Origin of the sequence: Pseudomonas sp. RIT-To-2 (genome assembly GCF_029623465.1) — a bacterium.
In the GTDB taxonomy this organism is placed as follows: domain Bacteria; phylum Pseudomonadota; class Gammaproteobacteria; order Pseudomonadales; family Pseudomonadaceae; genus Aquipseudomonas; species Aquipseudomonas silvicola.
In genome coordinates, this window is record NZ_JAPYKM010000020.1 from 55733 (window position 1) to 82659 (window position 26927).

The window sequence follows — 26927 nt, forward strand, 5'->3', positions numbered from 1 at the left end:
GGCGGTGCACGCGGTGTACCTGAAGCTGTGTCGGCGGTACGCGGTGGTCAGGCAGGCGCCGGCACCTTGGCCACTTTCGGGGGGCGGGTGCCCAGCCAGGAAGCGAGCACGATCAGCGCCCCGCCGCACCACGAGACCAGCGTCAATTGCTCACCCAGCCACATCACCGCGAAGCACGCGCCAAACAACGGTTCGGCGCCCATCAACAGTGATGTACGGCTCGGGCTGGTGTGGCGCAGGGCAAAGTTCTGGGCAAAGAACGCGAACAGCGTGCAGAACAGCACCAGGTACCCGGTCAGGCTCCAGAACGCCAGGCTGTGAGGCAAGGCCGGCACACCACCGGTGGTCACCAGCAGGATAGCCAGGCTGCCAAAGCCCACCACGCCGACCTGCACCGCCGTCAGCGCCAGCGCCGGTACCTGGGTGCCCAGCTGCAACTTGCGCGTCGTGCACACCATCAGCGCCCGCAGCAACGCCGCCAGCAGGATCAGCCAATCGCCCGGGTTCAACACCACTTCACGGGCCCCGGTCAGCATCAGCGCCCCCAGCAACGACAGGCCCGCATAACCAAAGGCCTCGCCACTGGGCCGTTGGCCAAACATCGCCCATTCCACCAAGGGCGTGAGCACCACGCACAGGCTGATCAGAAAAGCGGCGTTACTGGCCGTGGTGGTCGCCACGCCGTAGGTCTCCGCCAGGAAGATCGACAGCAGGATGCTCCCCATCATCACCCCCGGCTTCAACGCCGCCCACAAGTGCCCGCGCAACCAGGGCAGCAACAGCACAAACGTCAACAGAAAGCGCACGGTGAGAAACCCCAGTACCGGGTAGAACACCAGGGCACTCTTGGCCACGCCATAGCTGGTGCCCCAGATCAACGCCACCATCAGCAGCATCAGCTCGGCCATTCGCAGTTTCGACATTATCAGACGCCTCTGAGTGGGAATGCCGGAATTATCACCAAGGCCTTTGCCGAGCATTAGCCCGCTTGCCCGGACAACAGTTGTGCGCCGGGTGAACGAATCCCGTCGGCGGCGACTGTTGGGCGGCCAACAGTGGTTGGACAAACTGGCCGCACAACCTCCAGCGCCAGGCCGTGAAACCCGCGAAAAACCGCTCTGGCACAGGTGGTACGGCTTTTGCTCCTGACCTGCCAGAGCCAGACTATTCACATAGATGCTCCTCACAGACATTGGACTCTCAGGGGTATTGATATTGAACACGAATGACCGGGCTCGCTACAGCGCCCGCCCGCCTCGCGCACGTACACTTTCCCTGGCCATGGCCGTCAGCGCTGGACTGGCCTTGCTCAACAGCGCCCAGGCTGCCACCGACACCAGCCTCGACACCGTGGTGGTCACCGGCCACGCCCAGACCGACACCCAGGCCGACAAGGAACGCCTCAACCAGGTGGCCGGCGCCACCCATGTGGTGGACAACAAGGAAGTGGAAAAGGGCCGCGCCGCCACTGCCGAGGACGTCCTGGCCTTCCAGCCGGGCGTCTATGCCCAGGCCACCAGCGGCCAGAGCGCGGCCAAGGTGTCGATTCGCGGGTCGGGCATCAACGCTTTCTACGGCGGGTACGCGCTGGGCATCAAGTACCTGTATGACGGCATCCCCGTGACTGGCCCCGGGGGCACCCAGGAAGACCTGCTGGACATGGCCGCCGTCGACCACACCGAAGTGCTGTCGGGCGCCAATGCCTTCGAATACAGCGCCCTTACCCTCGGTGGCGCGATCAACATGGTGACGAACACGGGCTACACCTCGCCGGGGAACTACGTACGCCTGGAAGGCGGCAGCTTCGGCTACAAGAAAGAACAGCTGAGCACCGGCGGCGTGGTCGGCGACAGTGATTATTACCTGTCGATCCTGCACAACGAACGCAAGGGCTACCAGGACGACTCGGCCAACCACGGCAATGACGTGGTGGGCAACTTCGGGCACATCTTCAACGACAAACTGGAAACGCGCTTCACCTTCCGCTACCGCGACGAAGACAACACCAACGCCAGCACCCTGACCAAATACCAGATCAAGCACGACCCCACCGCCAACAATTACCGCTGGGTGCGCAAGAAGCCCGGCACCACCCTGCTGGGCAGCACCACCACCTATACCTTCGACGACAACTCGAAGCTGGAGGTGGGCCTGGGCTACCACCATTACACCTTGACCGACGGCCTGCACTACTACGCCAACCCTGGCCAATGGGACTCCACCGACCTGTCCACCTCGCTGCGTTACCTGCGCAAGGGCGACACGCTGTTCGGCCTGCCGAGCAACACCACCCTGAGCTTCAGCAGCACCGTGCTGATGCCTGGCAACGAGCGGGTGCGCAACCCCGATACCTGGGCGCTGGTGCAGAAGAACAACTTCACTGGCTCGCGAGACACCGTGTTCTCCCTGGGCAACGACCTGCAACTGACCGACCGTACCTGGCTGACCACGGGGTTGTCGCTGGCCAACACCAAGCGCGATGTGCGCGTGACCTATGCCACCAACGCCAACACCAGCGAGTTCCCCAGCGAGGTCAACTACAACGACTGGAACCTGGCCCCGCGGATCGGCTTTCGCTATGCGCTGAACCCGGACGTGCAACTGTTCGGTAACGTCAGCCGCTCCATAGACCCGCCAGTGACCTGGTACTACTCCTCGGGGCCGGTCAGCAACCCCTACGTGCAGCCGCTGCATGCGCAGAAAGCCAACACGGTGGAACTGGGGGTTCGCGGCAGCCAGGGTATCTTCGACGGCAGCTTCACGGTGTACCGTTCGTGGGTGCAGGGCGAGTTGCTGTCAGCGGTGATCGCCGATGCCACCGCCACCTCCAACGAGATCGTCTCCAACACCAACGCCTCGCCCACCATTCACCAGGGCATCGAGGCAGGCCTGAGCACGCTGCTGTGGACGGGCCAGAACGGCAGCACGGTGAAATGGCGCCAGGCCTACACGGTCAACGACTTCTACTTCCGCCACGACGCCACCTTCGGCGGCAATCAACTGCCCGGTCTGCCGCGCCAGGTCTACCAGAGTGCCCTGCAGTACCAGCACCCCAGCGGCTGGTATGGCGAGGTCAACCTCAACCATGCCTCCAGCTACTACGTGGACTTCGCCAACACAGTGAAAGCCCCGGAGTACACCATTTTCGGCGCCAAGGTCGGCTATGAAGCGCCGAGCAAGCGCTGGAGCGTATTCCTGGACGCCCGCAACCTGACCGACAAGCACTACGTGACCGCCTCCAAGACCTCCTACGACCTCAAGGGCGTGGACTCGGACAACTTCTACGTGGGTGACGGCTTTGGCGTCACCACGGGCGTGTCGTACCGCTTCTGACAAACGGACCCTTTCCATGAACCTGAAGAAACTGCACGTCAACCTGTTCGAAATGAACTGCGTGAGCCACATCACCCATGGCCTGTGGGTGCACCCGGACAACAACCGCCACCGTTTCAATGACCTGGACTACTGGACGGAACTGGCGCAACTGCTGGAGGCCGGCGGCTTCGACGCGGTGTTCCTTGCCGATGTGATCGGTACGTACGATGTGTTCCGCAACGGGCCCGAAACAGCCCTGCGCGAAGGCATGCAAATCCCCAGCAACGACCCCATGCTGGTGATCCCGGCCATGGCCGCGGTCACGCGCCACCTGGGGTTCGGGGTGACCTTCTCCACCACCTATGAACCGCCCTTCGCCTTTGCCCGGCGCATGAGCACCCTGGACCACCTGACCAAAGGCCGCGTAGGCTGGAACATCGTCACCTCCTACCTGCCCAACGCCGCGCGCAACTTCGGCCATGACGACGAGGTGCGCCATGACCAGCGTTACGAGATCGCCGACGAGTACCTGGACGTGTTGTACAAACTGTGGGAAGGCAGCTGGGACGACGACGCAGTGGTCCAGGACCGTGGGAACCGGGTCTACACAGACCCAACCAAGGTGCGCTATATCGACCATGTGGGTGACTACTACAAGGTGGCCGGCCCGCACTTGTGCCAGCCGTCACGCCAGCGCACGCCAGTGCTGTTCCAGGCCACCGGTTCGCCAGCGGGTAGCGAGTTCGCCGGCCGCCATGCCGAGGTGGTGTTCACCGGCGGCAAGAGCCACGAGACCATCCGGCGCAACATCCAGACCATGCGCGACAAGGCCGTGGCCCACGGCCGCGCGCCGGACAGCATCAAGTTCGTGGTCATGGCTTCGATCATCACCGGGCGCACCGACGAGGAGGTGGCGCGCAAGCTGCAAGCGTATGGGCAACTCCTGAGCGTCGAGGGGTCCATGGCCCACTTCCAGCTGCCGGTGGACCTCTTGGCCTACCCTCGCGACGAGGTGGTGGCCAATATCATCCGCCGCGAGAAACTGGCCTCGCTGTTTCTCGACTACTTTCCCCAGGACGAAACCGTAGGCCAGGCCCTGGACCGGCTGGGCAGCCTGGACCAGGGGTACTTCTTCGTGGCCGGTACGCCACAGGTGGTGGCCGACCGTATCGAACAGTGGCTTGATGAGGACGGCATCGACGGCATCAACCTGCGCCAGTTCCTGTCCTTCGAGACAGCGCGCGACTTCATCGAACTGGTGGTGCCGGAGTTGCGCAAGCGCGGGCGTTACCGGGAGGCGTACGAGCCGGGGGAAACCTTGCGCGAGCGGCTGTTCGGCGCAGGCCAGGCGAAGCTGCCGGCCAACCACTTCGCCAGCCGCTACCGCGACCCGCAAGCGCTGAAGCAGCCCGCCCGCCCCCTGCGATTCGAGCAGTAGCGGCAACTGTCTTTTGTGGGCCTTCACGATGCGGTCTGCCTGGTACTGCGCGTCGTGAGTGACGCGCGTGCAGTTGCAGCTCAGGGTGCAACCTCGGGAAGCGGACAATGCATTCGATCTGACGGGCCTCTTCCCGAGCTTCGCCCGGTCCCACAGGGGAATGGGGAAGCGAGGCCTATCAGGCTGTGGGAGCTACTGAACAGGCCGCAAGATCAGTACCGCCAGCGGTGGCAGGTTCAGGGACAGCGAGAGCGGCTGACCATGGCTGTGCACCGGCTCGGTGGCCACCCCGCCGCCATTGCCATAGTTGGAACCGGCGTAGATCTCGGCGTCACTGTTGAGCACCTCTTCCCAGCGCTCGGCAAACGGCACGCCGATGCGATAACTCTCGCGCGGTACCGGGGTGAAGTTGGCCACTACCAACAGCGGCTCGCCACCCTTGCTCCAACGCAGCCACGCAAACACACTGTTGGCCGCATCGTCACCAATCAGCCACTGGAAACCCTGGGGCACGCAGTCCTGGTCATGCAGCGCGGGCTCTTCGCGGTACAGGCGGTTGAGGTCGCCCACCAGCTTCTGCACACCCAAGTGGTCGGACTGCTTGAGCAGGTACCAATCCAGCTCGCTGTCGTGGTTCCACTCGCGCCATTGGCCGAACTCACACCCCATGAACAACAGTTTCTTGCCCGGGTGCGCCCACATGAAGGTCAGGTATGCCCGCAGGTTGGCGAATTTCTGCCAGCGGTCGCCGGGCATCTTGTCGATCAGCGAGTGCTTGCCGTGCACCACCTCGTCGTGGGAAATAGGCAGGATGAAGTGTTCGGAGTAGGCATAGATCAAGCCGAAACTCATCTCGTTGTGGTGATGGTTGCGGTGAATCGGGTCGTTCTGGATGTAGTGCAAAGTGTCATGCATCCAGCCCATGTTCCACTTGTACGCAAACCCCAGGCCACCTTGCTGCGTGGGCTGGCTGACGCCCGGCCAGGCGGTGGATTCCTCGGCGATGACCAGCGCACCCGGCGCCTCCAGCGCCACCACGTCGTTGAGGTGGCGCAGGAAGTCGATGGCTTCCAGGTTCTCGCGGCCACCGTAGCGGTTGGGGATCCACTCACCCGCCTTGCGCGAATAGTCGCGGTACAACATCGAGGCCACCGCATCCACCCGCAGGCCGTCAACGTGGAAGTGCTTCAGCCAGTGCAGCGCCGAGGCCAGCATGAAACCATGCACTTCGGTGCGGCCCAGGTTGTAGATCAGCGTGTCCCAATCCTGGTGGAAGCCTTCCAGCGGGTTGTCGTACTCGTACAGTGCGGTGCCGTCGAAGCGCGCCAGGCCGTGGGTATCGGTGGGAAAATGCGCCGGTACCCAGTCGAGAATCACGCCAATGCCGCCCTGGTGACAGCGGTCGATGAAGGCGGCGAAATCGTCCGGGCTGCCATAACGCGCCGACGGTGCGAACTGCGACAGTGGCTGGTAACCCCAGGAGCCACCAAAGGGGTGTTCCATGATCGGCATCAGCTCGATGTGGGTGAAGCCCAGTTGCTGTACATAAGGCACCAGGCGGTCGGCCAGCTCGTGCCAATTATAGTTGCGCACCTCGCCTTCTTCATTGATCTCGCACTGCCAGGAACCGGCGTGCAGTTCGTAGATCGACAACGGCTTGTTCAGCCCATGGTGTTCGCCGCGTGCCTGCATCCAGGCCTCGTCGCCCCAGGAATGGCTGAGCGGCTGCGCCACCTTGGAAGCGGTCGAGGGCGGTAGTTCGGTGCGAAGGGCAACGGGGTCGGCCTTGAGCGGCAGGACACCTTCGTGGCTGAGCACTTCGTACTTGTAGGTCTCGCCCGGCTGCAGGCGTGGCACGAAGATCTCCCATACGCCTGATGGGTGGCGCAGGCGCATGGGGTGGCGGCGGCCGTCCCAGATGTTGAAGTCGCCCACCACCGACACCCGCCGGGCGTTGGGCGCCCACACGGAAAAGCGCACGCCCTGCACCCCATCGACCGTCACGCACTGGGCGCCGAGGGCGCTGCTGAGGTCGCGATGGTTGCCTTCGGCGAACAAGTACAGGTCCATTTCGCCCAACAGCTCGCCAAAGCTGTAGGGGTCTTCACTGATCTGCTCACCGCCCGCCCACTGCACCTTGAGCAGGTAGGGGCGCTGGTCGGGGAACTGGCCGACGAACAGCCCGGGCACTTCACCCTGCTGCAGTGACCCACGCTCCTGCTGGGTGTCCTTGTCCAGCACATGCACGCTGAGCGCAGTGGGCAGGTACGCACGAATATATTGCCCGCCCGCCCCATCGGCGTGCGGGCCCAGTACCGAAAACGGGTCGCGATGGTCGGCGCGTATCAGCGCCTCGACGTCCGCCTTGGGCGGGAAAGCCCCGACCTTGCCCTGTTCCTTGTGCGCGTTCATTTACTACTCTCCCCTGGTACTCAGTAACCCGAATAGCCCATGCAAAGGCACGGCCAGCCAGCTCGGGCGATTCTCGGCTTCGTATGCGATTTCGTAGCAAGCCTTCTCCAGGCTGAACAGCTCCAGTGCTGCGCGTTCGCCATCGGCGTCCTGCCAGGCATGCGCCAAGCTGGCCGTGGCCAGGCCATAGGCCTCGATGAACGCGTGGCGGGCCTCGTGCAAATAGCGTTTGCCCACGCGCTGGCGGGCCTGCTCGGCTTCGGCGCGGTCGTCCACGCCCTGGGCATTGCGCATGGCCATGGCGGCAGCGTAGTCGAAGGAGCGCAGCACACCGCTGACGTCCTTGTAAGGGCTGTACTTGGCCCGGCGCTCTTCCAGCGGCCGTGCCGGCTCCCCTTCGAAGTCGATGATGTAGGCGTCGCCCTGCACCACCAGCACCTGCCCCAGGTGCAGGTCGCCGTGCACGCGCATGATCAGCCCGCCGACCGCTTGCTTGCTGAGCTGGTCGATGTGGCTGAGCAGGGATTTGCGTTGCTTGAGCAAATCATCCACCAGGCCACGGTCTTCCTCGACCAATTCGTGATAGTGCTGCTCCAGCAATTGCAGGGCGCGCTCCAGTTGGACACTGACGCTCTTGCTCCAGCCCTGGGCGTCTTTCTTGCCGCTGGGGCTGGCCTTGAAGTCCGGGTTGTCGGTGGGCGCGGCCAGCACCTGGTGCATTTCACCCAGGCGCTGGCCCAACAGCGCGGCGAAATCAGCCAGCTCACCCAACGCGTTGTAATGCTGTTCCTGGTCGGAATGCCCCAGTTGCAACTCGTCGCGGATGGCCCGCTCCAGGTTGTTCTGGGTCCAGGCCCAGGCGTCGCCCTGATTGTTCAGGTAGCCCTGGGCAATCATCAGCAGGTGCGGCAGCCCCTGGTCATCGACTCGGCTGACCGACCCCAGCAGCGGCGAGATATTGGCAAAACCGGCTGCTGTCAGGTAAGCGCCCATTTCCAGTTCCGGGTGGATACCGCCGCTGACCCGGCGGATCATCTTCAGCACCATGCTGCCACCCACCACCACCGAGCTGTTGGACTGCTCGGCAGACAGGTAGCGCACCTCCGGTTCGGCCGCCAGGTTCAGGCGCGCCAGTTCCGGGGTGGCAGTGAAGTGGATCTTGCCTTCGTCACAGGTCAGCACGGTGCCCGCCCTGAAACCCTGGACCACGGCGCGAATGAAACTTTCCAGCACGAAGGCATCGGTGATCAGCCCCACCTGGCGGTTACGACGCACCCGCGACAACGCCAACTGGTGGGGCAAGGCGCTGCTGGGCTGGTCTTCACCCAGCAAGCCGAAAGGGAATTGGTAGCGGCTGACCTGACCGCCGCTGCGCACCTCGATTTCGCTGAGCAGCACCGGGCTGGTGGGCGTGCCGAAGCGTACGCCATAGGCAATGCGGACCTGTTCGATGGCGGTGTCCTTGCCGGCGAACCAGCGGCGTTTGGGCAGGTATTGCGGCAGCGCCTGGGTTTCCAGACTGCTGCGCGACGGTTCTTCCAGGAGCTCTTCCATACGTTTTTTCAACACCAGGGTGAGGAAGTCGGGCAGCGGCTGAGCCGGCTCAACATGCCAGCTGGGCATCTGCGCTTCGGTCGCCAGCAGGAACCAGTAGAAACCATAGGGCGGCAGCGTCAGCAAAAAGTTCAGTTGGCCGATGGGTGGGAACGCGCTGCCACCGAGCATTTCCACAGGCACCATGCCGGCGTACTGGGACAGGTCCAGCTCGGCGGCCTGGGCGGCGCGCGAAACGTTGGCCACGCACAGCACCAGTTCATTCTTGCCGTCGGGGCTGGTGTACTCGCGAATATAGGCCAGGATGCGCCGGTTGCTGGGCGAGAGCATCTTCAGGCTGCCGCGGCCAAAAGCCTTTTGCTGCTTGCGCACGGCCAGCAGGCGCCGAGTCCAGTTGAGCAGCGAGTGAGGGTCATTGGACTGGGTCTCGACGTTCACCGACTGGTAACCGTAGAGCGGGTCCATGATCGGCGGCAGCACCAGGCTGGCCGGGTCGGCGCGAGAAAAACCGCCGTTGCGGTCGATGGACCACTGCATGGGCGTGCGCACGCCATCACGGTCGCCCAGGTAGATGTTGTCGCCCATGCCGATTTCGTCACCGTAGTACAGCGTGGGCGTGCCGGGCATGGACAGCAGGAGGCTGTTGAGCAGCTCGATGCGGCGACGGTCCCGTTCCAGCAAAGGCGCCAGGCGTCGACGGATGCCCAGGTTGATGCGCGCGCGACGGTCGGCGGCGTAGTAGTTCCACAGGTAGTCGCGCTCGCGGTCAGTGACCATTTCCAGCGTCAGTTCATCGTGGTTGCGCAGGAAAATCGCCCACTGGCAGTTGGCGGGAATCTCCGGGGTCTGGCGCAGGATATCGGTGATCGGAAAGCGATCCTCCTGGGCCAAGGCCATGTACATGCGCGGCATCAGCGGAAAGTGGAAGGCCATGTGGCATTCATCGCCGTTGTCACCGAACACATCGCCAAAATACAGCTGCGTGTCTTCAGGCCATTGGTTGGCTTCGGCCAGCAGCATGCGGTCGGGGTAATGAGCGTCGATCTCGGCACGGATCTGCTTGAGCACCTGATGGGTCTCGGGCAGGTTCTCATTGTTGGTGCCGTCACGTTCGATCAGGTAGGGGATGGCGTCCAGGCGCAGGCCATCGATGCCCATGTCCAACCAGTAGCGCATCACCCCCAGTACCGCCTTCATGACCTGCGGGTTATCGAAATTGAGGTCCGGCTGGTGGGAATAGAACCGATGCCAGAAATACTGGCCGGCGACCGGGTCCCAGGTCCAGTTGGATTTTTCCGTGTCGAGGAAGATGATCCGCGTACCCGCGTATTTCTGGTCGGTGTCGGACCACACGTAGAAGTCCCGCGCCCGCGAGCCAGGCTTGGCCCGCCGCGCACGCTGGAACCAGGGGTGCTGGTCCGAGGTATGGTTGATGACCAGCTCGGTGATCACCCGCAGGCCGCGCTTGTGGGCTTCGGTGATGAACCGCCGCGCGTCGGCCATGGTTCCGTAGTCGGGGCTCACGGCCTTGTATTCGGCGATGTCGTAACCGTCGTCTCGGCGTGGCGAGGGGTAGAACGGCAGCAGCCAGATGGTGTTCACGCCCAGCTCGGCGATGTAGTCGAGCTTGTCGATCAGGCCCGGAAAATCACCGATACCATCATTGTTTGAATCGAAAAACGACTTGACGTGTACCTGGTAGATCACCGCGTCCTTGTACCACAAAGGGTCATTGATAAAGGCCGCGGTGCGGGGTTTCTTCGCCATGGGTCAGTCCTTTTCAGAGCGCCGCGCTGATGCGCCAGATGCCGAATGGCTGGTGGCCGGGGTCTATGCGCATCCACTGGGTTTTGCCGTACCAGGTCCAGCGGTGGCCGGTCATGAGGTCTTCGCCCTGGGTGGCGGCGCTGTCATCCAGCCCCAGTTCCCACAGCGGCAGCTCGAAATGGGCTTCCTGGACGTTATGCGGGTCGAGGCTGACCGCCACCAGGATGTAGTTGCGGCGGTCCGCGGTGCGCTTGCCGAAGTACACGATGTTGTCGTTCCAGCACTGGAAGAACGCCAGGCCCAGGTGGGTTTGCAGTGCCGGGTTCTGGCGGCGGATACGGTTGAGCTGGGCGATCTCGGCGATGATATTGCCTGGCTGGGTGTAGTCCCGGGGACGAATCTCGTACTTCTCCGAGTCCAGGTACTCTTCCTTGCCGGGAATCGGCGCCGACTCGCACAGCTCGAACCCCGAATACATGCCCCACAGGCCCGAGCCCATGGTGGCCAGGGCCGCGCGGATGAGGAAACCGGCGCGGCCGGATTCGTGCAGGAAAAACGGGTTGATGTCCGGCGTGTTGACGAAGAAATTCGGCCGGTAGCAGTCGGACCATGGCGGCTGATTGAGCTGGGTGAAGTACTCGGTCAGCTCGGCCTTGGTGTTGCGCCAAGTGAAATAGGTGTAGCTCTGGGAATAGCCGACCTTGCCCAGGCGCGCCATCATCGCCGGTTTGGTGAAGGCTTCGGCGAGGAACATCACATCGGGGTATTCACGGCGCACGTCTTCGATCAGCCATTGCCAGAACGGCAGCGGCTTGGTGTGGGGGTTGTCGACGCGGAAAATCTTCACGCCCTCCTCCACCCAGCCCACTACCACGTCTCGCAGCGCCAGCCACAGGCTGGGCACGGCGTCGGCGGCGTAAAAGTCGACGTTGACGATGTCCTGGTACTTCTTCGGCGGGTTTTCCGCATAGCGGATGGTGCCGTCCGGGCGCCAGCTGAACCAACCCGGGTGCTCCGCCAGCCAAGGGTGGTCCTGGGAGCACTGGATGGCGAAGTCCAGGGCGATTTCCAGGCCGTGCTCGGCAGCCGCTGCCACCAGGTTGCGAAAATCCTCGCGGCTGCCCAGTTGCGGGTGAATGGCCTCGTGGCCGCCGTCGGCACTGCCAATGGCATAAGGGCTGCCAGGATCGTCCGGGCCGGCCTCAAGGGAATTGTTGGGCCCTTTGCGGTGCTTGCGGCCGATGGGGTGGATGGGCGGAAAATACAGCACGTCGAAGCCCATGTCGCGGATCATCGGCAAGCGGTTGTGCACGTCGTTGAAGGTGCCGTGGCGGCCCGCGTCGTCGGTGATCGAACGCGGGAACAGCTCGTACCAACTGGCGAACTGGGCGCGTTCGCGCTCCACTTCCACGGGGAATTCATGGCTCTTGCTCAGGTAGGCCCGCGGGTCGGCCAGGCTCATCAGCGCGGCGGTGTCCTTTTGCAGCAGCAGTGCCACCTGGCCCTCCTGGTCCAGGCCCTGGAACTCGTCATGCAGGTGCATCAGCTGGCGGCGCAGGGTTTCCTCGCTTTTCTCGGCACTCTGCACCAGGTGGCGGCGGCCCTCCTCCAGCTCCAGGCCGATGGGCACACCGGCGGCGTATTTCTTTTCCAGCTCGTAGCGGTAGGTGGCGAACCGGTCGATCCAGGCCTCGATGGTGTACACGTGGCGGCCGACCTGGCTGACGCTGAACTGCCCTTGCCAACTGTCGTTGCCCAGGTCCTTCATGGCCGTGCTGTGCCACTGGTCACTGCCCAGCGCGCGCCAGCGCAGAACCACGGCCAGTTTGTCGTGGCCGTCGGCGAAGACTTTGCTGTCCACAATCAGGCTTTGCCCGGTCACGGCCTTGACCGCAAACTGGCCGCCGTCGATGGAGGGTTGGGTGTTCTCGATCACGATACGTGGCAGCAGCAGGGCCTGGGACAGGCTCAGCGCCTGCTCGTTGCTCTGCTCGGCCGCCTGGCCGGTTTCGAAGGGTTGATCCGCGGTCATCGAGCATCTCCTACACGCCCAAAGGACGCTCATCCATTACAGAGGAAGGCCGGCCAACGCTGCCGGCACATGCATTAAGTTCCGAGCCATGGGGGTGCTGAAAGTTCATCGACAGTGATGCTCGGGAGTCATTGGCACCGGCGTGGTGTCCAGATCCTTGACAGCCCCCACAACCTGCGAGGAACCCCATGAATATCCCTATCCCCGCCGAAACGCCGGACCCGAACATCGACGACCCCACCCTGCCGCCGCCTGACCCCGAGACCGAGCCGGACGAACTGCCGGTCAAGCCCACCGTGCCGCCGACCGTGGGCGACCCGCCCAACCAGGAACCCCCGGCGCAGCTGTAAGGTTTTTTTCGCGATAGCGAGTACAGAGCATAGATGGGGTGGGAATAAGCGTGACCAGATAGTCATGATTTTTTTCGCCCCGCCGCCATAGGGCCATGGCACCGCCCCCACTCGTAGCAGCGGACCTGGCCGCGTCACCAGCGCCGCGCAGTATCAGGCGTATCGCGTGCACCGCCGACGCGGCCAGGTCCGCTGCGGGCGTCCTGCCGCGCGACCGACCACCCGCCCCCCAATGCCTTGACCAACTGCACGTTGGCGCTGAGCTGCCGTGTCTGCAGGTCGAGCACGCCACTCTGTGCCTGCAAGGCCGCGGTTTGCGCTTCGACCACGTCGAGGTAGCCCACGGCACCATCCTTGTAGCGCGACAGCGCCAGGTTTTCCGAGTCGTGGGCGGCGCTGGCGGCATCGCGCTGGTTTTGCAACGCCGTGCCCAGGCCGGCGATCAGGGTGAGGTTGTCTTCCACTTGCTGGAAGGCGCCCAGGACGATGCTGCGGTAGTGGCTGGCTGCCTCATCGGTGGCGGCCCTGGCGGCGTCGACGCCGGCCTGGCGTCGGCCGCCGTCCAGCAAGGTGGCCACCAGTGCCGGGCCGATGGACCAGAACAGGTTGGGCGCGGCCAGAAGGCCGGCGTACTGGTCGCTCTGGTAGCCAAGTTGCGGGCTCAGGGTGATGGTGGGGAAGTAGGCAGCACGAGCCACGCCGATCTTGGCGTTGGCTTCAGCGACCCGGCGCTCGGCCGCGGCAATGTCGGGGCGCCGTTGCAGCAACGCCGAAGGCACGCCAGCCGGGACCACAGGCAGCTCGATACGGTCGGTGGCCACAGCAATACCGAACTGCGCCGGCTGAGCACCGACCAGAGCAGCGATGGCATGCTCCATCAGTGCCCGCTGGGCCTGGTTCTGCGACAGCTGCGATTTGGCCGAGGACAATTGCGTGCGGGCCCGCGCCACGTCCAGGCCGGAGACAATACCGCCGCTGTGCAGGCCTTCGGTGAGGTTCAGGGCCTTGGCGAAGGCGTCGGTGGTGGCGCCGAGCAGTTGCGTCTGCTGGTCAAGGCCGCGCAGGCGAATATAGTCGTCGGTCAATTGGGTTTGCAGGCTTAGGCGTGCAGAGGCCAGGTCCGCGGCGGCCGCCTCGGCCTCGTCGGCACCGGCATTGACCGAATTGCGCACCCTGCCCCACAGGTCCACTTCGTAGTCCAGTTCAACGCCCAGCGTCACCGAGTTGTAGTCGCTGGGGCCACCATCGGCCCGCAACGGCCGGGTGTCCGACTGGCGAATGCGCTGGGCATTGCCGATACCCTTGAGCACCGGAAACAGGTCGGAGCGTACCTGGGTCAGGTAGGCCTGGGCCTGGGCATAATGGGCCACGGCGGCGCTGAGGTCCGGGTTATTGGCCGCCAGTTGGCGTTGCAGTTCATCCAGACGCGGGTCGTGGTAGAGGGACCACCAGCCATCGCGGTTCAGGCGGTCAGCGGGCTGTGCGGGCGCCCAGGGCCCAACGTTGCGGTACTGTGCCGCTGCCTCGATGGGCGGTACCTGATAAGGCGGCGCCAGCGAGCAGGCCGCCAACAGCCCTGCCAACGCGATAGTGCTCCAGACCCTAACCATTTTTGCCGGCCTGCTGGGGCGGTGGGCTGACCTTCACCGCGTCGTCATCGGCGAGGCCGTCGGGCGGTGTGTCAATGACTCGGTCGGAGGGCGCAAGGCCCGAGCCGATTTCCACCGAGTCACCGAAATCCCGGGCGATGGTCACGGTCTTGAACTTGACGTGGTCATTACCGTCGAGGGTGGCGACGCGCAGGCCCTTGTCGTCGAACAGCAAGGCGCTGGCCGGCAGGCGCAGGGTATCAGGCTGGTTGGGCAGGTTGAACTGCACCGTGGCGAACGCGCCAGGCATCAGGCGCGCAGCCTTGTTGTCGACCATCAGCTGCACCAGGGTGGCGCCCGAGGCCGGGTTGATGGCATCCGCGCGGGCCACCACCTTGGCGGTGAAGCTGTCCTTGGGGTATTCCGGCACGGTGAGGCTGGCGCTGGTGCCTTCGCGCACCTGGGCGGCGAAGGCCTGGGGCACTTGCACGTATACCCGCAGGCGGCTGATGTCCGACACCGCGAACAGCTCCGGCCCGGTTCCGCCGCTGCCGGCGTTGATCAGCGCGCCAACATCGGTAGCGCGGGCCGTCACCACGCCGTCGAAAGGTGCCACCAGCCGCTGGAAGCCTTTGGTGGCGACCAGGCGATCGACGTTGGCCTTGGCCGACGCGACCTCGGCCTGCTTGGCAGCCAGGTCCCCGACGCGCTGGTCCACGTCCTGGCGCGATACCGAGTCGGAGGCCAGCATGACCTGCCAGCGGTGGGCCGTGGTCGCAGCCAGTTGCGCGTTGGCCTGGCTGGTAGCGAGCTGGGCGCGGGCCTGCAGCAACTGCTGGTCCGTTTCCGGTGCCTCTATTTCTGCCAGCAACTGACCTGCCTTGACCTTGCCGCCGATGTCCACCGTCCAGGATTTCAGGTAACCGCTGACGCGGGCGAATATCGATGCACGCGACCAGGCTTCCAGGCGCCCCGGCAGGCTCAGCACAGGCCCCTGCTCGGGCCGGGTCGGGGCCACCAGCACCACCGTGGGCATGGCCTGGGTGTCGGTCCAGGTCTTGAGGTTGTGTGACTCGGTGGCGCGGGTACTGACCCCGGCGACGACAACGAGGATGACCAGCACCACCCCCACGATCAGGGCCAGGCGGCCGCGCCGTGACATACGTGTAGCGTGGGCTGTCATGTCAGGCCTCCTGGCCGCTGCCGGCGGCAACGGTTTCGCGCCCATCACGGGCATGGACAATGCTGAAGATCGCCGGCACGAGGAACAGCGTGGCACAGGTGGCGAACGCCAGGCCGCCGATCACTGCGCGGCCCAGGGGCGCATTCTGCTCGCCGCCTTCGCCCAGGCTCAGGGCCATGGGCGCCATGCCAATGATCATCGACAGCGCGGTCATCAAGACCGGGCGGAAACGCGTGTAGCCGGCCTCCAGCGCGGCCTTTACCGAGTTGCCATGCTCGTTGAGGCGCTCGCGGCAGAAACTCACCACCAGAATCGAGTTGGCAGTGGCCACGCCCATGCACATGATGGCCCCGGTCAGGGCCGGTACCGATAGCGTGGTGTGGGTGGCGAACAGCATCCAGACGATGCCGGCCAGCGCCGCCGGCAAAGCGGTGATGATCACGAAAGGGTCGAGCCAGGACTGGAAGTTGACCACGATCAGCAGGTAGATCAGGACGACGGCCCCGAGCAGGCCGAAGAACATCCCGTTGAAGGCGCTGTTCATGGTCTGCACCTGGCCTTGCAGCACGGCTTTCGAGCCTTTGGGCAGGTCTTTGCCGTGGGCGTCGATGATGGCCTGAATGTCGGCGGCTACCGCCCCCAGGTCGCGGCCCTGCAGCGAGGCATACACCTCTACCACCGGCTGGATATCGGACTGGGTCAGCACCGAGTTGCTCTGGCTGCGTTCGAAGGTTGCCAGCCCCCCCAGCAATTGGCCGTTGGCACCCGGGCCACTGCCACTGAGCGGCAGGTCATGCAGGGCACCGAGACTATCGAGCTTGTACTGCGGGGTCTGCAGCACAATGGGGTAGGAAATGCCGTTGGCGTTGTTCAGCCAGTAAGTGGGCGCCACCTGGCTGGAACCGGCCAGGTTGACCACCAGGCTGTTGGTGATGTCGCGCTCGGTGATGCCCACCAGTTGCGCGCGGGTGCGGTCGACGTTGATTTTGAAACTGAGCAACTGCCGTGACTGCTGCAGGCGCGCGTCGACCACGCCAGGGACCCGCCGAATGTCGCGCAGCAGGGTGTTGGCATAGGCGAAGTTGGCCGCCAGGTTGGCGCCCGACACCTGCAGGTCGATGGGCGCCGCGGAACCGAAGTTGAGAATCTGGCCGACGATGTCCGAGGGTGGAAAGGAAAACACCACGCCGGGGAAATCGCGGGGCAACTGCTCTCGCATCTGCCGGATATAGTCGCCGGTGGCGCGGTGGCCCTCGTTCAACGATATCTGCACGTCGCTGTCCTGGGAACCGACCGTACCGGTGTTGTTGTAAGCCGTGTTGATACCGCTGATGGACAGGCCGATGTTATCCACCACAGCGCCCAGCTCTTCGGGAGGAACGATGTTGCGCACGGCCTGCTCGACCCGGTAGATGATCTGGGCGGTGTCCTCGATGCGCGTGCCCACCGGTACGCGCACGTGCATCAGAATCTGCCCGGAGTCGACACTGGGAAAGAAGTCGCGGCCCAGGAAAGGCGCCAGGCCGAACGACAGCAGCACGAAGCCAAAAAACACCAGCAGGAATAACTTGCGGCGTTGCAGCACGGTTTCCAGCAGCCGGTGGTAACCCTCGCGCACCTGCTCGAAGCGCGCCTCGAACCCTTGCTGGAACCGGACCAGGGGGTTGCGTGAGCGCAGCGTGTGCTCGCCCTCCCCTTGCTCCGCATGGGGTTTGAGCAGAAAGTTGGCCATGGTCGGCACCAGAGTCCGGGACAGGACGAACGAGGCGATCATGGCGAACATCACCGCCTCGGCCATGGGAACGAACAGGAACCGCGCGATGCCGTCGAGGAAGAACATCGGCACGAACACGATGCAGATGCACAACAGCGAAACGAACGCCGGCGTGACGATCTGCGCGGCGCCATCGAGAATGGCCTCGCGCACCTCCTTGCCTTGCTCCAGGTGCCAGTTGATGTTCTCGATGGTCACCGTGGCGTCGTCCACCAGAATGCCCACCGCCAGGGCCAGGCCGCCGAGGGTCATGATGTTGAGGGTTTCCCCCAGGGCTGCCAACGTGGCGATAGAGGCCAGGATGGCCAGGGGAATGGAAATGGCGATGATCACCGTTGAGCGCCAACTGCCCAGGAACAGCAAGATCATGAGGCTGGTCAGCGCCGCGGCGATCACCGCTTCGCGGGCGACACTGTTGATGGCGGCCCGCACGAACAGTGATTGGTCACCAATGAAATCGATCTTGAGGTTATCGGGCAACGCGGCCTTGGACTCGATCAGCTTGGCCTTGATGCCGGCGATCACCCCCAGGGTGGACGCGGAGCCGGTCTTGAGTACGGTGATCAACACCGAGCGGCTGCCGTTGACGTGGACGATGTTGGTCTGCGGCGGGGCACCATCGCGCACGCTGGCCACGTCACGCATGAGCACCGTGGTGCCGTCGGCGGCCTTGATGGGCAGGGTTTCCAGGTCGGCGATGGCCGACGGTGCGTTGTTCAACTGCATCACGTATTCGTAACGCCCGATTTTTTCGGTACCCACCGGCGTGATCAGGTTCTGCCCTGCCAGCGCATTGGCCACGTCCTGGGCCGACAGCCCGCGGGCTTGCAGCGCCGCCGAATCGATGTCTATCTGCACCTGGCGGCTCTTGCCGCCGAAGGGATAAGGCATGGCCGCGCCGGCCACCGAGGTCAGTAGCAGGCGCACGCTGTTGAGGCCCAGGTCACCCAGGCGCTGCTCGCTCAGGCCTTGGCCCGACAGCGCCAACTGCACTATGGGCACGGTGGAAGCGCTGTAGTTGAGGATCAGCGGCGGCGTGGTGCCCGGTGGCAATTGCCGCAGGATGACCTGGGCCACGGAGGTCAACTGGGCGTTGGCGGTGCTGATATTGACGTTGGGCTGAAAGTACACTTTGACGATGCCGAAACCGTTGAGTGACTGCGCGTCAATGTGGCGTACATCGTTGACCGTGGTGGTCAGCACCCGCTCGAACGGCGAGGTGATACGCCCGGCCATCTGGTCCGGGGGCAGCCCGGTGTACTGCCAGATCACGGCGATGACCGGAATGCGTATTTCCGGAAAAATGTCCGTGGGTGTGCGCCAGGCCGCCAGGGGGCCGATGATGAGGATGAAGATCGCCAGCACCACGAAGGTGTAGGGCCGGTTGAGCGCGACACGCACAATTCCAAGCATGGGCTTTATCCGTAGCGAGACAGACAAACGCTTGAGCAGCGCCACCACTGGGCAGATGCCGGTGGTTTCCCCAGCCAGCACGGTTCCCTGCTGACAGCCATCGGCACCTATGGAGTGTAGGCTCGGCACTTGATAGCCGGAGGCAAGCTGAAGAACCTTTAATCGGTTGACCGTCGATCAGGTCGAGCGGCGCCGGACACCCGCGCGCTGTCTAACCCTTGCAAGCCCACAAGAACAAGGGAGAGGAGCCATGCCCGTGGAAATTGATGCCCAGACCCAACGCTGCACCCTGATCGGACAAGACCTGCGCTATGAAGGTCCCGCCGCCGAGATTCGCATCAGCACCGACGACCAGCTGCGCATGTCCATCGCCGAGCTGAACGGCCACCGCGTGCCCATCACCGAGGCCGAAGCCGATGCCCTGACCGTCGCGGGGGCGCTGGATGGCAGGAAGCACCTGAAGGCGGCGACGCCCGGTTCGGTGATCTGAACCGCCGTGGCAATGGAATGACATCGCGGGCCCGGTCCTGCAGGTGACCCGCTACTTTCCAGCGTCAGGCAGAGAAGAAGAAACGGGTCAGGTGGAAGAAGATCGGCGCGGCGAAGCACACCGAGTCCATGCGGTCGAGCATGCCGCCATGGCCCTTGATCATGGTGCCCCAGTCCTTGGCACTGAGGCTGCGCTTGATGGCTGACATCACCAGCCCACCCACGAAGCCCATCACCACGATCACCAGCGACATACCCAGCGACTGCCAGAAACCGAAGGGCGTCATCCAGTACATGCAGCCGCCTACCAGCGTCGCCGCCAAACCGCCGCCCACCAGCCCTTCCACGGTCTTGGAGGGACTGACCAGCGGTGCCACCTTGCGTTTGCCGAACAGTTTGCCGAACACGTACTGCAGCACGTCGCTGATCTGCACCACGAACATCAGGTAGAACAGCAGCAAGGCGTTCTGGCCCTTGAAACCCTCCAGGTCAAGCAACAGCAACGCTGGTGCGTGGCTGATGCAGTAGATGCAGATCATCACCCCCCACTGGATCTTCGCCGTGCGCTCCATGAAGGCTTCGGTGTCCTGGCTGAGCACGGCGATGGCCGGAAGCATCAGAAAGGCATAGACCGGTACCAGCAGGGTAAACATCGAATACCAATGGGTACCGATCAGCAGGTACTGCAAGGGAATCAGGATGAAGAAGGCCGCGAACAGGGCGTTGTGGTCACCCCGCCGGGTCGGTGTGAGGGTAATGAATTCGCGCAGGGCGAACAGCGAGATAAAGGCAAACAGCACGACCGTGGCGTTGCCGCCCAACTGGTAGGAAACGAAGAACACCACCACCATGCCCCACCAGGCGTTGACGCGCTGGTTCAGGTTTTCGATGGTCGCCACCGCGCTGTCCGACGTTGCCCGCCGGGCCAGCAGCCAGCCAATGGCCGAGGCCAGCACCAGCAGGCCCGCGATGGCGCCGAAGAACCACATGAACTTGTCCTGAAGCGTCATGGCGCCAACCTCACGATCGCGTCCCTGGCGCGGGCCAGGAATACCTGTTTGTCTTCGCCGTCGATACGCGGCAGCGGGTTGCCGATGCGGATGGTGCAGAGGATCGGCAGGGGCACGTGCTTGCCCTTGGGCATGGAGCGGTGCAGGTTTTCCAGGTAGATGGGCACCAGTTCAACGTCGGGAAACTGTTCGCTGAGGCGGTACAGGCCCGACTTGAATTCACCCGGCAGTGCCTGGGCCGAGCGGGTGCCTTCGGGGAAGAAGATGATCGAGTGCCCGGCCTGCACCACATCGAAGATGGGTTCCAGGACGTTCTTGCCGGCGGTGGCATTGCGCTCGATCAGTACGGCGTTCAGGCCCCGTTGCGCTATGTAGGACAGGAAGCGGTTCTTGCCCCAGTAATCCGCCGCGGCCACCGGTTTCACGTTGACCCGCGCCGCGGGCGGCAGTGCGGCGATGATCGCGAGGGTGTCCATGTGGCTGGTGTGGTTGGCGAAGTAGATGCGCTGGCGCGACAGGTCAGGCGGGCTTTCCCAGCGGGCACTGGCGCCGATCAGCAGGCGCAGCACGGCGATCAACGCTCTACTGATCCACATGGCGCGGCTCCTTGAGCTGCCGGGCGATGGCCTGGGTGCGGGTGACGCAGGTGATCGCAGAGCCCAGGGTAATGACCCACAGCGCAAACGACAGCACGTAGAAACTGCCCAGCGTCAGGGTCTCGATCAGGTTCAGCACCAGCCCGCCTGTCATCACCGCCATGCGGTGCTGCTTGGCCATGGGCCCGATAAACCGCTGCGCCAACCCCAGCGAGCCGCCGAACACCCGCACATAGGCGGTGAGTGCCGCCAGCAGCGCCGCGAACCAGCCCAGCTCCGGGTGGCCGATGGCATAGCCCAGGCCGCCGATCAGCAAGCTGTCGGCCACGCGGTCGGGAAACTCGTTGTAAAGCGTGCCCAGCGTCGACTTCTTGCCGCCCTCGATGGCGACCATGCCGTCGAACAGGTTGCACAGCAGGCGCAGCTGAATGCCGAGAATGCACAGCAACGAGCCAAGCACACCGGTGCTGACGTTCAGCGCCACTGCGCCGAACAGGGCGAAACCGATGCTGGCGACGGAGATCTGGTTGGGGGAGATATTGCTGGCGACCAATCGGTCGGTAATACGTTTGGCCCACCCCGCGGAGCGGGTCTTGATGGGCCTGCGGTTCTCATCCATTAGACAGTTCCATAAAAGGAGGCGCGTGACCGGGAAATCATACCTGAGCCGACACCGTTTTGTATGAGGGTACACATCTCGACAAAAACGGCGTGCTACACGGGCGTCACCGGCCCCACAGGAATGGGCAGGTCCAACTGCTCCATTGCCATGGGCCGGGCGAAATAATAGCCCTGGGCCTGGGAAGCGCCCATTTCGCGCAGTAATTGCAAGGTGGCTTCGTCCTCTACCCCCTCGGCCACCACTGGCAGGCTCAGCGACTCGGCCATGCGCACGATAGCCCGGACAATGGCGCGGCTGCGCTCACTGGCCGTCAGTTCGAGGATGAAGGATTTGTCGATTTTCAGGCCACTGAAGGTGTACTGGTGCACATAGCTCAGGGACGAGAAGCCGGCGCCGAAGTCGTCCAGCATCACGCTCAAACCGTGCTCGGCCAATTGTTGCATGGTCTGCCGGGCCCGCGCCGGCTCCGCCACCAGGCCGCCTTCGGTCAGTTCCAGGCACACACGATGGGCTGCAATGCCATGGCGCTGCAGCAGGGCCAGCACCTCGCTGGCGAACTCAGGGCGGGTAATGCTGTAACTGGAACAGTTGACGTGCACCGGCGGCCAATGGGCGTGCTCGGGCATGGCGAGGGTCGCGGCGATGCGGTTGAGCATGTACAGGTCCAGCCGGCCAATCAGGCGCAGGCCCTCCAGCGCCGGCAGGAAATCACCCGGCGCCGTGATGCGCCCATCGGCCTGACGCCAGCGGATCAAGGCTTCCAGGGCAACCACCGCACCGGTCTCGACACTGACGATAGGCTGAAAATAGGCCAACAGTTCATCGTCACGCTTGAGCGCATTGCGCAATGCGCCTTCGCGCTCCATCTGGTCGCTGACTTCGCGGCGCACCTGCTGGTTGAACACCGCGAAACTGTCGCGCCCGGCATTCTTGACCCGGTACATGGCCGTGTCGGCATCGCGCAGCAGGTCAGCGGGTTCGTGGTGGAACTGGGCATCGGCACTGACAATGCCGATGCTGCACGATGAAAACACGCCATGGCCGTCGATATTGAACGGCAGGTCGAAGGCCAGCAGGATACGTTCGGCAATGCCCACCGCCGTGTCCAGATCGGCCTCGGGGGCCAGCACCGCGAACTCGTCACCGCCCAGGCGGGCCAGCAGGTCGCCCTCGCGCAGGCAACTGCGCAAACGCGTGGCCGCCTGTGTCAGCAGCAGGTCACCGAAGTGGTGGCCGAGGCTGTCGTTGACCATTTTGAAACGGTCCAGGTCAATGAACATCACCACCAACGGCCGCTCCTCGGCGCAGAACGCCGCCCAGGCCTGCTGCAGACGCTGTTGCAACTGGCTGCGGTTGGGCAGCCCGGTCAGCGCGTCGTGGGCGTTCTCGTGCTGCAACGCAGCGTTGGCGTGGTCCAGTTCACGGGTGCGGCTCTGCACGCGCGCTTCGAGCATCAGGTTGGCGGCCTGCACGGCCTCGGCGGCGCTGCGGCGCGACAACGCGGTGTCGATATGGCGAGACACGAAGGTCAGCAGTTCCTGGTCGCGCTGGCTGTAGCGGATTGTCGGTGAATAGCTCTGCACCACCAGCACGCCACGCACCTGGGTGCCGTCGAACAGCGGAATACCCAACCAGGACTGGGAACGCACAGGCCCGGGGTTGTTGGCGATCTCGCCGGCAGCCATCAGGGCGCTGGCGTCGTCGTAGTCGATCAGGCATGGCCGGCGCTGGCGGATCACGTACTCGGTGAGCCCGCGCTGTCCACGCCGCGGTGCCGGCGCGGCGGCGCTCTGCTCGTCGATGTAGTACGGGAAGGTGACCTCACCCGTCATCACCTCGAACAGGGCAATATAGAAGTTGCGGGCAAACAGCAGGTCGCCGACGATCATGTGCAGGCTCTGGAACAGCTCGGCCATCTCGCCCTGCTGGCTGGACAGCTCGGCGATCTGGAACAGCGCACTGTGCAGGTGCTCGGCGCGCTCGCGCTCGATGACCTCCAGGCGCAGTGCATCGTTGAGCTCGGACAGCTCCTGCGTCCGCCGCGATACCGTCTCTTCCAGGTCCATGCGGTGCAGGATACGATCCAGGGCCATGGCCACGTGACGGGCCACCACCAGGAACAACTCGCGGTCCTCGGCACTGTAGATGCGCGACACCTCGTAGACCTGCATGGCAAGCATCCCGAACACCTCGTCCGAGGCATTCTTCAGGGGCGCGCCCATCCAGAACTCGGGGCGGTGGCCAACCGGGGCAAACCGCCCCTCCTGCTCAGCCCGGCGCATCGCGCTGGCGTCGACCATCAGCGGTTGGCCAGTGGTCAACACGTAGCCGGTCAGCGACAGGCGCTCAGGGTCCAGGTACTCGTGGCTCTGGGCCTCGATGGCGTCGTTGTCGATGATGTCGACGTAATACGGGTAGGACACTTCATGAGCCTGGGCGTCGTACAACGCCAGGTAGAAGTTCTCGGCGTCGATGAGCGTGCCCAGGTGCTGATGCACCCCCTGCAGAAAGACACCGCGGTCACGGGTCGAACTGGCCAGGTAGGTGATTTCATACAGCACCCGCTGGGTCATCTGTGCCCGGGCCAGGGCTTCGCGCTGCACCCGGATCCCCAGCTCCCGAGCCAGTTCGTTCAAACGCGGGTCATGGGCGTCGCTGCGTGCCGCCAGCAACCAGCCCAACGCATGTTCGCCCTCGCCGGTGGGCCAGCGGTGCAGGTTCTCGGCACGGCAGAAGCCCTCCAGGTCCCGCCGTGCCAAGGCCAAAGGCCACTGGCAAGGGACGCCGCCCTGGGCCACCCGGTGCAGCGGTTCACCGTCACGGTACCAGACCCAGGCACGGCTATCAGGCCAGGCGCGAGCCGTGGCCAGAACCTCATCGATCGAAGTCACTACGTCAGCGCCCAGTGGCAAGCGTGACTCATCGGGCAAAAGAGGGGAATTCAAGGGGACGCTCCAGCGGGACGGACGGTCGCATGACTACTCTATCGGCAGGCCTGACCGAAGATGTAGCCCAGGGCCAGCATCGCCAAGCGACGTGATTTCCAGCCAAAGGCTACAACTATTGTTCCAGACGCACCGGCAAGGCTTTTTACTGCACAAATTATTTCCGTGGTGGCATAATAATGACCGGCAATCGCACAGGTTCGCACCTGCCCGCAAGCCGTTGTATTGACACAGGTCATGGCGACTGATATCTGTTAACTATCCAGTTAGTTTTGGCCCAGGCCAGCCAGCTGCTAGCGTTACCCATAACGATATTGCTCGATAATAAAAACAACGGAGACACCCATGGATCAAGCATCCACCGAGTCCCACGGCTCGAAGCAGACCAAGAAAGCGACCGCCAGCGGCTGGATTGGCTCGGCGCTCGAATACTATGACTTTTTCATCTACGCCCAAGCCGCGGCGTTGATCTTCCCGCAGATCTTTTTCCCGTCCGCAGACCCCAAGATCGCTATTGTCGCCTCGCTGGCCACCTATGGCGTGGGTTACATCGCCCGTCCGATCGGTGCCGCCTTCCTGGGCCACTGGGGTGACACCCGCGGTCGTAAAAACGTACTGCTGCTGTGCATGTTCCTGATGGGCTTTGCAACCATGGCCGTGGGCCTGTTGCCGACCTATTCGCAAGTGGGCTTGTGGGCCCCGGCGTTGCTGGTGGTGTTGCGCCTGATCCAGGGCTTTGCGGTGGCCGGCGAGATCTCCGGGGCCAGTTCCATGATCATGGAACACGCGCCCTTCGGCAGAAGGGGCTACTACGCCAGCTACACCCTGCAGGGCGTGCAAGCCGGGCAGATCTTCGCCGCGGCGATCTTCCTGCCCCTGGCCTACTTCATGCCCGATGACGCGTTCAACGCCTGGGGCTGGCGCATTCCGTTCCTGCTCAGCGCCATCGTGCTGATCGCCGGCTACATCATCCGTAAAGAAGTCCACGAGACCCCGGCCTTCGTCAAGGAAGAGGCCACCACCGCACTGCCCAAGGCGCCCATCGTCGAAGCCTTCCAGAACAACTGGCGCAACATGTGCCTGGTGACCTGCATGGCGCTGATGAACGTGATTCCGGTGGTGGCAACTATCTTCGGCGCGGCGTACGCGGTGCAGCCAGCCTACGGCATCGGCTTCTCCAAGAGCGTGTACCTGTGGATCCCGGTGGTGGGCAACATCGTCGCGGTGCTGGTGATTCCGTTCGTGGGCAACTGGTCGGACAAGGTTGGCCGCCGCCCGATGATCATCGGTGGCGCCCTGGGTTCGGGCCTGCTGGCGTTCGGTTACCTGTACGCCATCAGCATCCACAGCGTGCCCCTGGCCTTCGCCATGTCCCTGCTGATGTGGGGCGTGATCTACCAGGGTTACAACGCCATTTTCCCCAGCTTCTACCCGGAGCTGTTCCAGACCCGCTACCGCGTCTCGGCCATGGCCATCTCGCAGAACGTGGGCACCATGATCACCGCCTTGCTGCCGGCCCTGTTCGCCGCCGTGGCCCCGCCCGGCTCGGACAACATCCCCATGACCGTGGGCGCCCTGGCGTTCGGCATCACCGTGATCGCCGCCCTCGCCGCCTATGCGGCCAAGGAAACCTACCGTATTCCGATGGCTGACCTGGGCAAGCGCGACGCGAAGGAAGTGGACAAGAAGGAATACCTGCAGATGCGGATGCAGGGGGTTAAATAAGGGGTAGCTGCAAGTTACGAGGGAAAGCCCTGGTGTCGGGAGATGCCGGGGCTTTTTTTTTGCTTTGCGGTGGGGCCTCCAAGTGCCAGGCGATGGCGCTGTGTCGTTCTTGAGACCGAGCGCCGCCCGCGCGGCGCTTCCCGGGCAAGCCCGGTCCCACATCTGTTTCGGGCCAATTTTGTCTGTGGGATCACCTTGCCCGCCTTGTTGGCACCAGCATAGATCTGCGGTGAACCTACAAAGCGGACCAAGTGATGCCACTGGCATAACTGGCCCGAAACAAATGTGGGAGCGAGGGGGGCGCCGAGCCCTTGCTCGCGAAGCGCCGCGCGGGCGGCGCTCGGTCTCAAGGGCGCCAGAAGCATCAAGCCATGCACCTTTCAGCCCCAACCCGGTTGCAAGACAGGCCGATCGGGGGCCCTTCGATATTCCTCGCTGGGGATTGCGTCAGGGCCTCCAAGTGCCAGGCGATGGTGTTGTAGAGTTCTCAAGATCGAGCGCCGCCCGCGCGGCGCTTCGCGAGCAAGCTCTGCTCCCACATCTGTTTCGGGCCAGTTATGTCTGTGAGATCACCTTGGCCGCCTTGGTGGCACCCATCCAGATCTGCAGTGAACCAACAAAGCGAATCAGGTGATGCCACTGGCATAACTGGCCCGAAAACAAACGTTGGAGCAGAGCTTGCTCGCGAACGCGCCGCGCGGGCGGCGCTCGGT

General features: G+C 63.9%; 16 protein-coding genes. 5 read left to right on the plus strand and 11 right to left on the minus strand.

Translation table 11 applies throughout. From position 1 onward, the window contains the following. Window positions 1-47: 47 nt before the first annotated feature. Window positions 48-923 (minus strand): DMT family transporter, encoded by an 876-nt coding sequence (locus QBK88_RS18415; RefSeq protein ID WP_277963148.1) that lies wholly within the window; start codon window positions 921-923, stop codon window positions 48-50. A gap of 292 nt (window positions 924-1215) precedes the next feature. Between QBK88_RS18415 and QBK88_RS18420 the strand changes: the two genes are divergently transcribed. Both QBK88_RS18420 and QBK88_RS18425 read left to right on the plus strand, forming a co-directional pair. Continuing rightward, on the plus strand, window positions 1216-3333 hold the full coding sequence (locus tag QBK88_RS18420; protein ID WP_277963149.1) for a TonB-dependent receptor domain-containing protein: 2118 nt from the start codon (window positions 1216-1218) through the stop codon (window positions 3331-3333). 16 nt (window positions 3334-3349) lie between these two features. Next, complete coding sequence (locus tag QBK88_RS18425) at window positions 3350-4753, plus strand: LLM class flavin-dependent oxidoreductase (protein WP_277963150.1); 1404 nt, start codon at window positions 3350-3352, stop codon at window positions 4751-4753. A gap of 192 nt (window positions 4754-4945) precedes the next feature. Here QBK88_RS18425 and glgB read toward each other — a convergent pair whose 3' ends face one another. The 3 genes from glgB to QBK88_RS18440 are packed head-to-tail and all read right to left on the minus strand — an operon-like array spanning window position 4946 to window position 12518. After that, a complete protein-coding gene (gene glgB, locus QBK88_RS18430) occupies window positions 4946-7165 on the minus strand; it encodes a 1,4-alpha-glucan branching protein GlgB (protein WP_277963151.1) in 2220 nt (739 codons plus the stop codon). Between the two features lie 3 nt (window positions 7166-7168). Then, window positions 7169-10486, minus strand: coding sequence for a maltose alpha-D-glucosyltransferase (treS, locus tag QBK88_RS18435; protein WP_277963152.1), 3318 nt, complete (start codon window positions 10484-10486; stop codon window positions 7169-7171). A 13-nt stretch (window positions 10487-10499) separates the two neighbouring features. Beyond that, the gene (locus QBK88_RS18440; RefSeq protein WP_277963153.1) at window positions 10500-12518 is read right to left on the minus strand and encodes an alpha-1,4-glucan--maltose-1-phosphate maltosyltransferase; all 2019 of its coding nucleotides are present in this window, start codon (window positions 12516-12518) and stop codon (window positions 10500-10502) included. A gap of 188 nt (window positions 12519-12706) precedes the next feature. On the opposite strand from QBK88_RS18440, the gene QBK88_RS18445 reads away from it, so the two are divergent. Then, entirely contained in the window at window positions 12707-12868 is a 162-nt protein-coding gene (locus tag QBK88_RS18445) for a hypothetical protein (RefSeq protein WP_268140870.1), read from the plus strand. Window positions 12869-13002: 134 nt separating this feature from the next. On the opposite strand, the gene QBK88_RS18450 is transcribed toward QBK88_RS18445, so the two are convergent. From QBK88_RS18450 to QBK88_RS18460, 3 genes are read right to left on the minus strand one after another with little or no spacing between them, the layout of a single operon-like run. Next, entirely contained in the window at window positions 13003-14478 is a 1476-nt protein-coding gene (locus tag QBK88_RS18450; protein ID WP_277963154.1) for an efflux transporter outer membrane subunit, read from the minus strand. Continuing rightward, window positions 14471-15640, minus strand: coding sequence for an efflux RND transporter periplasmic adaptor subunit (locus tag QBK88_RS18455; RefSeq protein WP_277963155.1), 1170 nt, complete (start codon window positions 15638-15640; stop codon window positions 14471-14473). The genes QBK88_RS18450 and QBK88_RS18455 overlap by 8 nt, the downstream gene beginning before the upstream one ends. A gap of 1 nt (window position 15641) precedes the next feature. Next, window positions 15642-18827 (minus strand): efflux RND transporter permease subunit, encoded by a 3186-nt coding sequence (locus QBK88_RS18460; protein ID WP_277963156.1) that lies wholly within the window; start codon window positions 18825-18827, stop codon window positions 15642-15644. A 250-nt stretch (window positions 18828-19077) separates the two neighbouring features. On the opposite strand from QBK88_RS18460, the gene QBK88_RS18465 reads away from it, so the two are divergent. Beyond that, window positions 19078-19317 (plus strand): DUF3203 family protein, encoded by a 240-nt coding sequence (locus QBK88_RS18465; RefSeq protein ID WP_277963157.1) that lies wholly within the window; start codon window positions 19078-19080, stop codon window positions 19315-19317. Between the two features lie 64 nt (window positions 19318-19381). On the opposite strand, the gene QBK88_RS18470 is transcribed toward QBK88_RS18465, so the two are convergent. The 4 genes from QBK88_RS18470 to QBK88_RS18485 all read right to left on the minus strand — a co-directional run bounded on the left by QBK88_RS18470 (window position 19382) and on the right by QBK88_RS18485 (window position 24435). Further along, window positions 19382-20326, minus strand: coding sequence for a phosphatidate cytidylyltransferase (locus QBK88_RS18470; protein ID WP_277963158.1), 945 nt, complete (start codon window positions 20324-20326; stop codon window positions 19382-19384). Continuing rightward, window positions 20323-20922, minus strand: a complete 600-nt coding sequence (locus tag QBK88_RS18475) for a lysophospholipid acyltransferase family protein (protein ID WP_277963159.1) — start codon at window positions 20920-20922, stop codon at window positions 20323-20325. Before QBK88_RS18475 ends, QBK88_RS18470 begins: the two co-directional genes overlap by 4 nt. Next, window positions 20909-21541, minus strand: a complete 633-nt coding sequence (locus tag QBK88_RS18480; RefSeq protein WP_277963160.1) for a CDP-alcohol phosphatidyltransferase family protein — start codon at window positions 21539-21541, stop codon at window positions 20909-20911. The genes QBK88_RS18475 and QBK88_RS18480 overlap by 14 nt, the downstream gene beginning before the upstream one ends. 95 nt (window positions 21542-21636) lie before the next feature. Next, complete coding sequence (locus QBK88_RS18485; protein WP_445764959.1) at window positions 21637-24435, minus strand: bifunctional diguanylate cyclase/phosphodiesterase; 2799 nt, start codon at window positions 24433-24435, stop codon at window positions 21637-21639. Window positions 24436-24834: 399 nt separating this feature from the next. Between QBK88_RS18485 and QBK88_RS18490 the strand changes: the two genes are divergently transcribed. Further along, window positions 24835-26214, plus strand: a complete 1380-nt coding sequence (locus QBK88_RS18490; RefSeq protein WP_277963162.1) for an MFS transporter — start codon at window positions 24835-24837, stop codon at window positions 26212-26214. Window positions 26215-26927 lie beyond the last annotated feature (713 nt).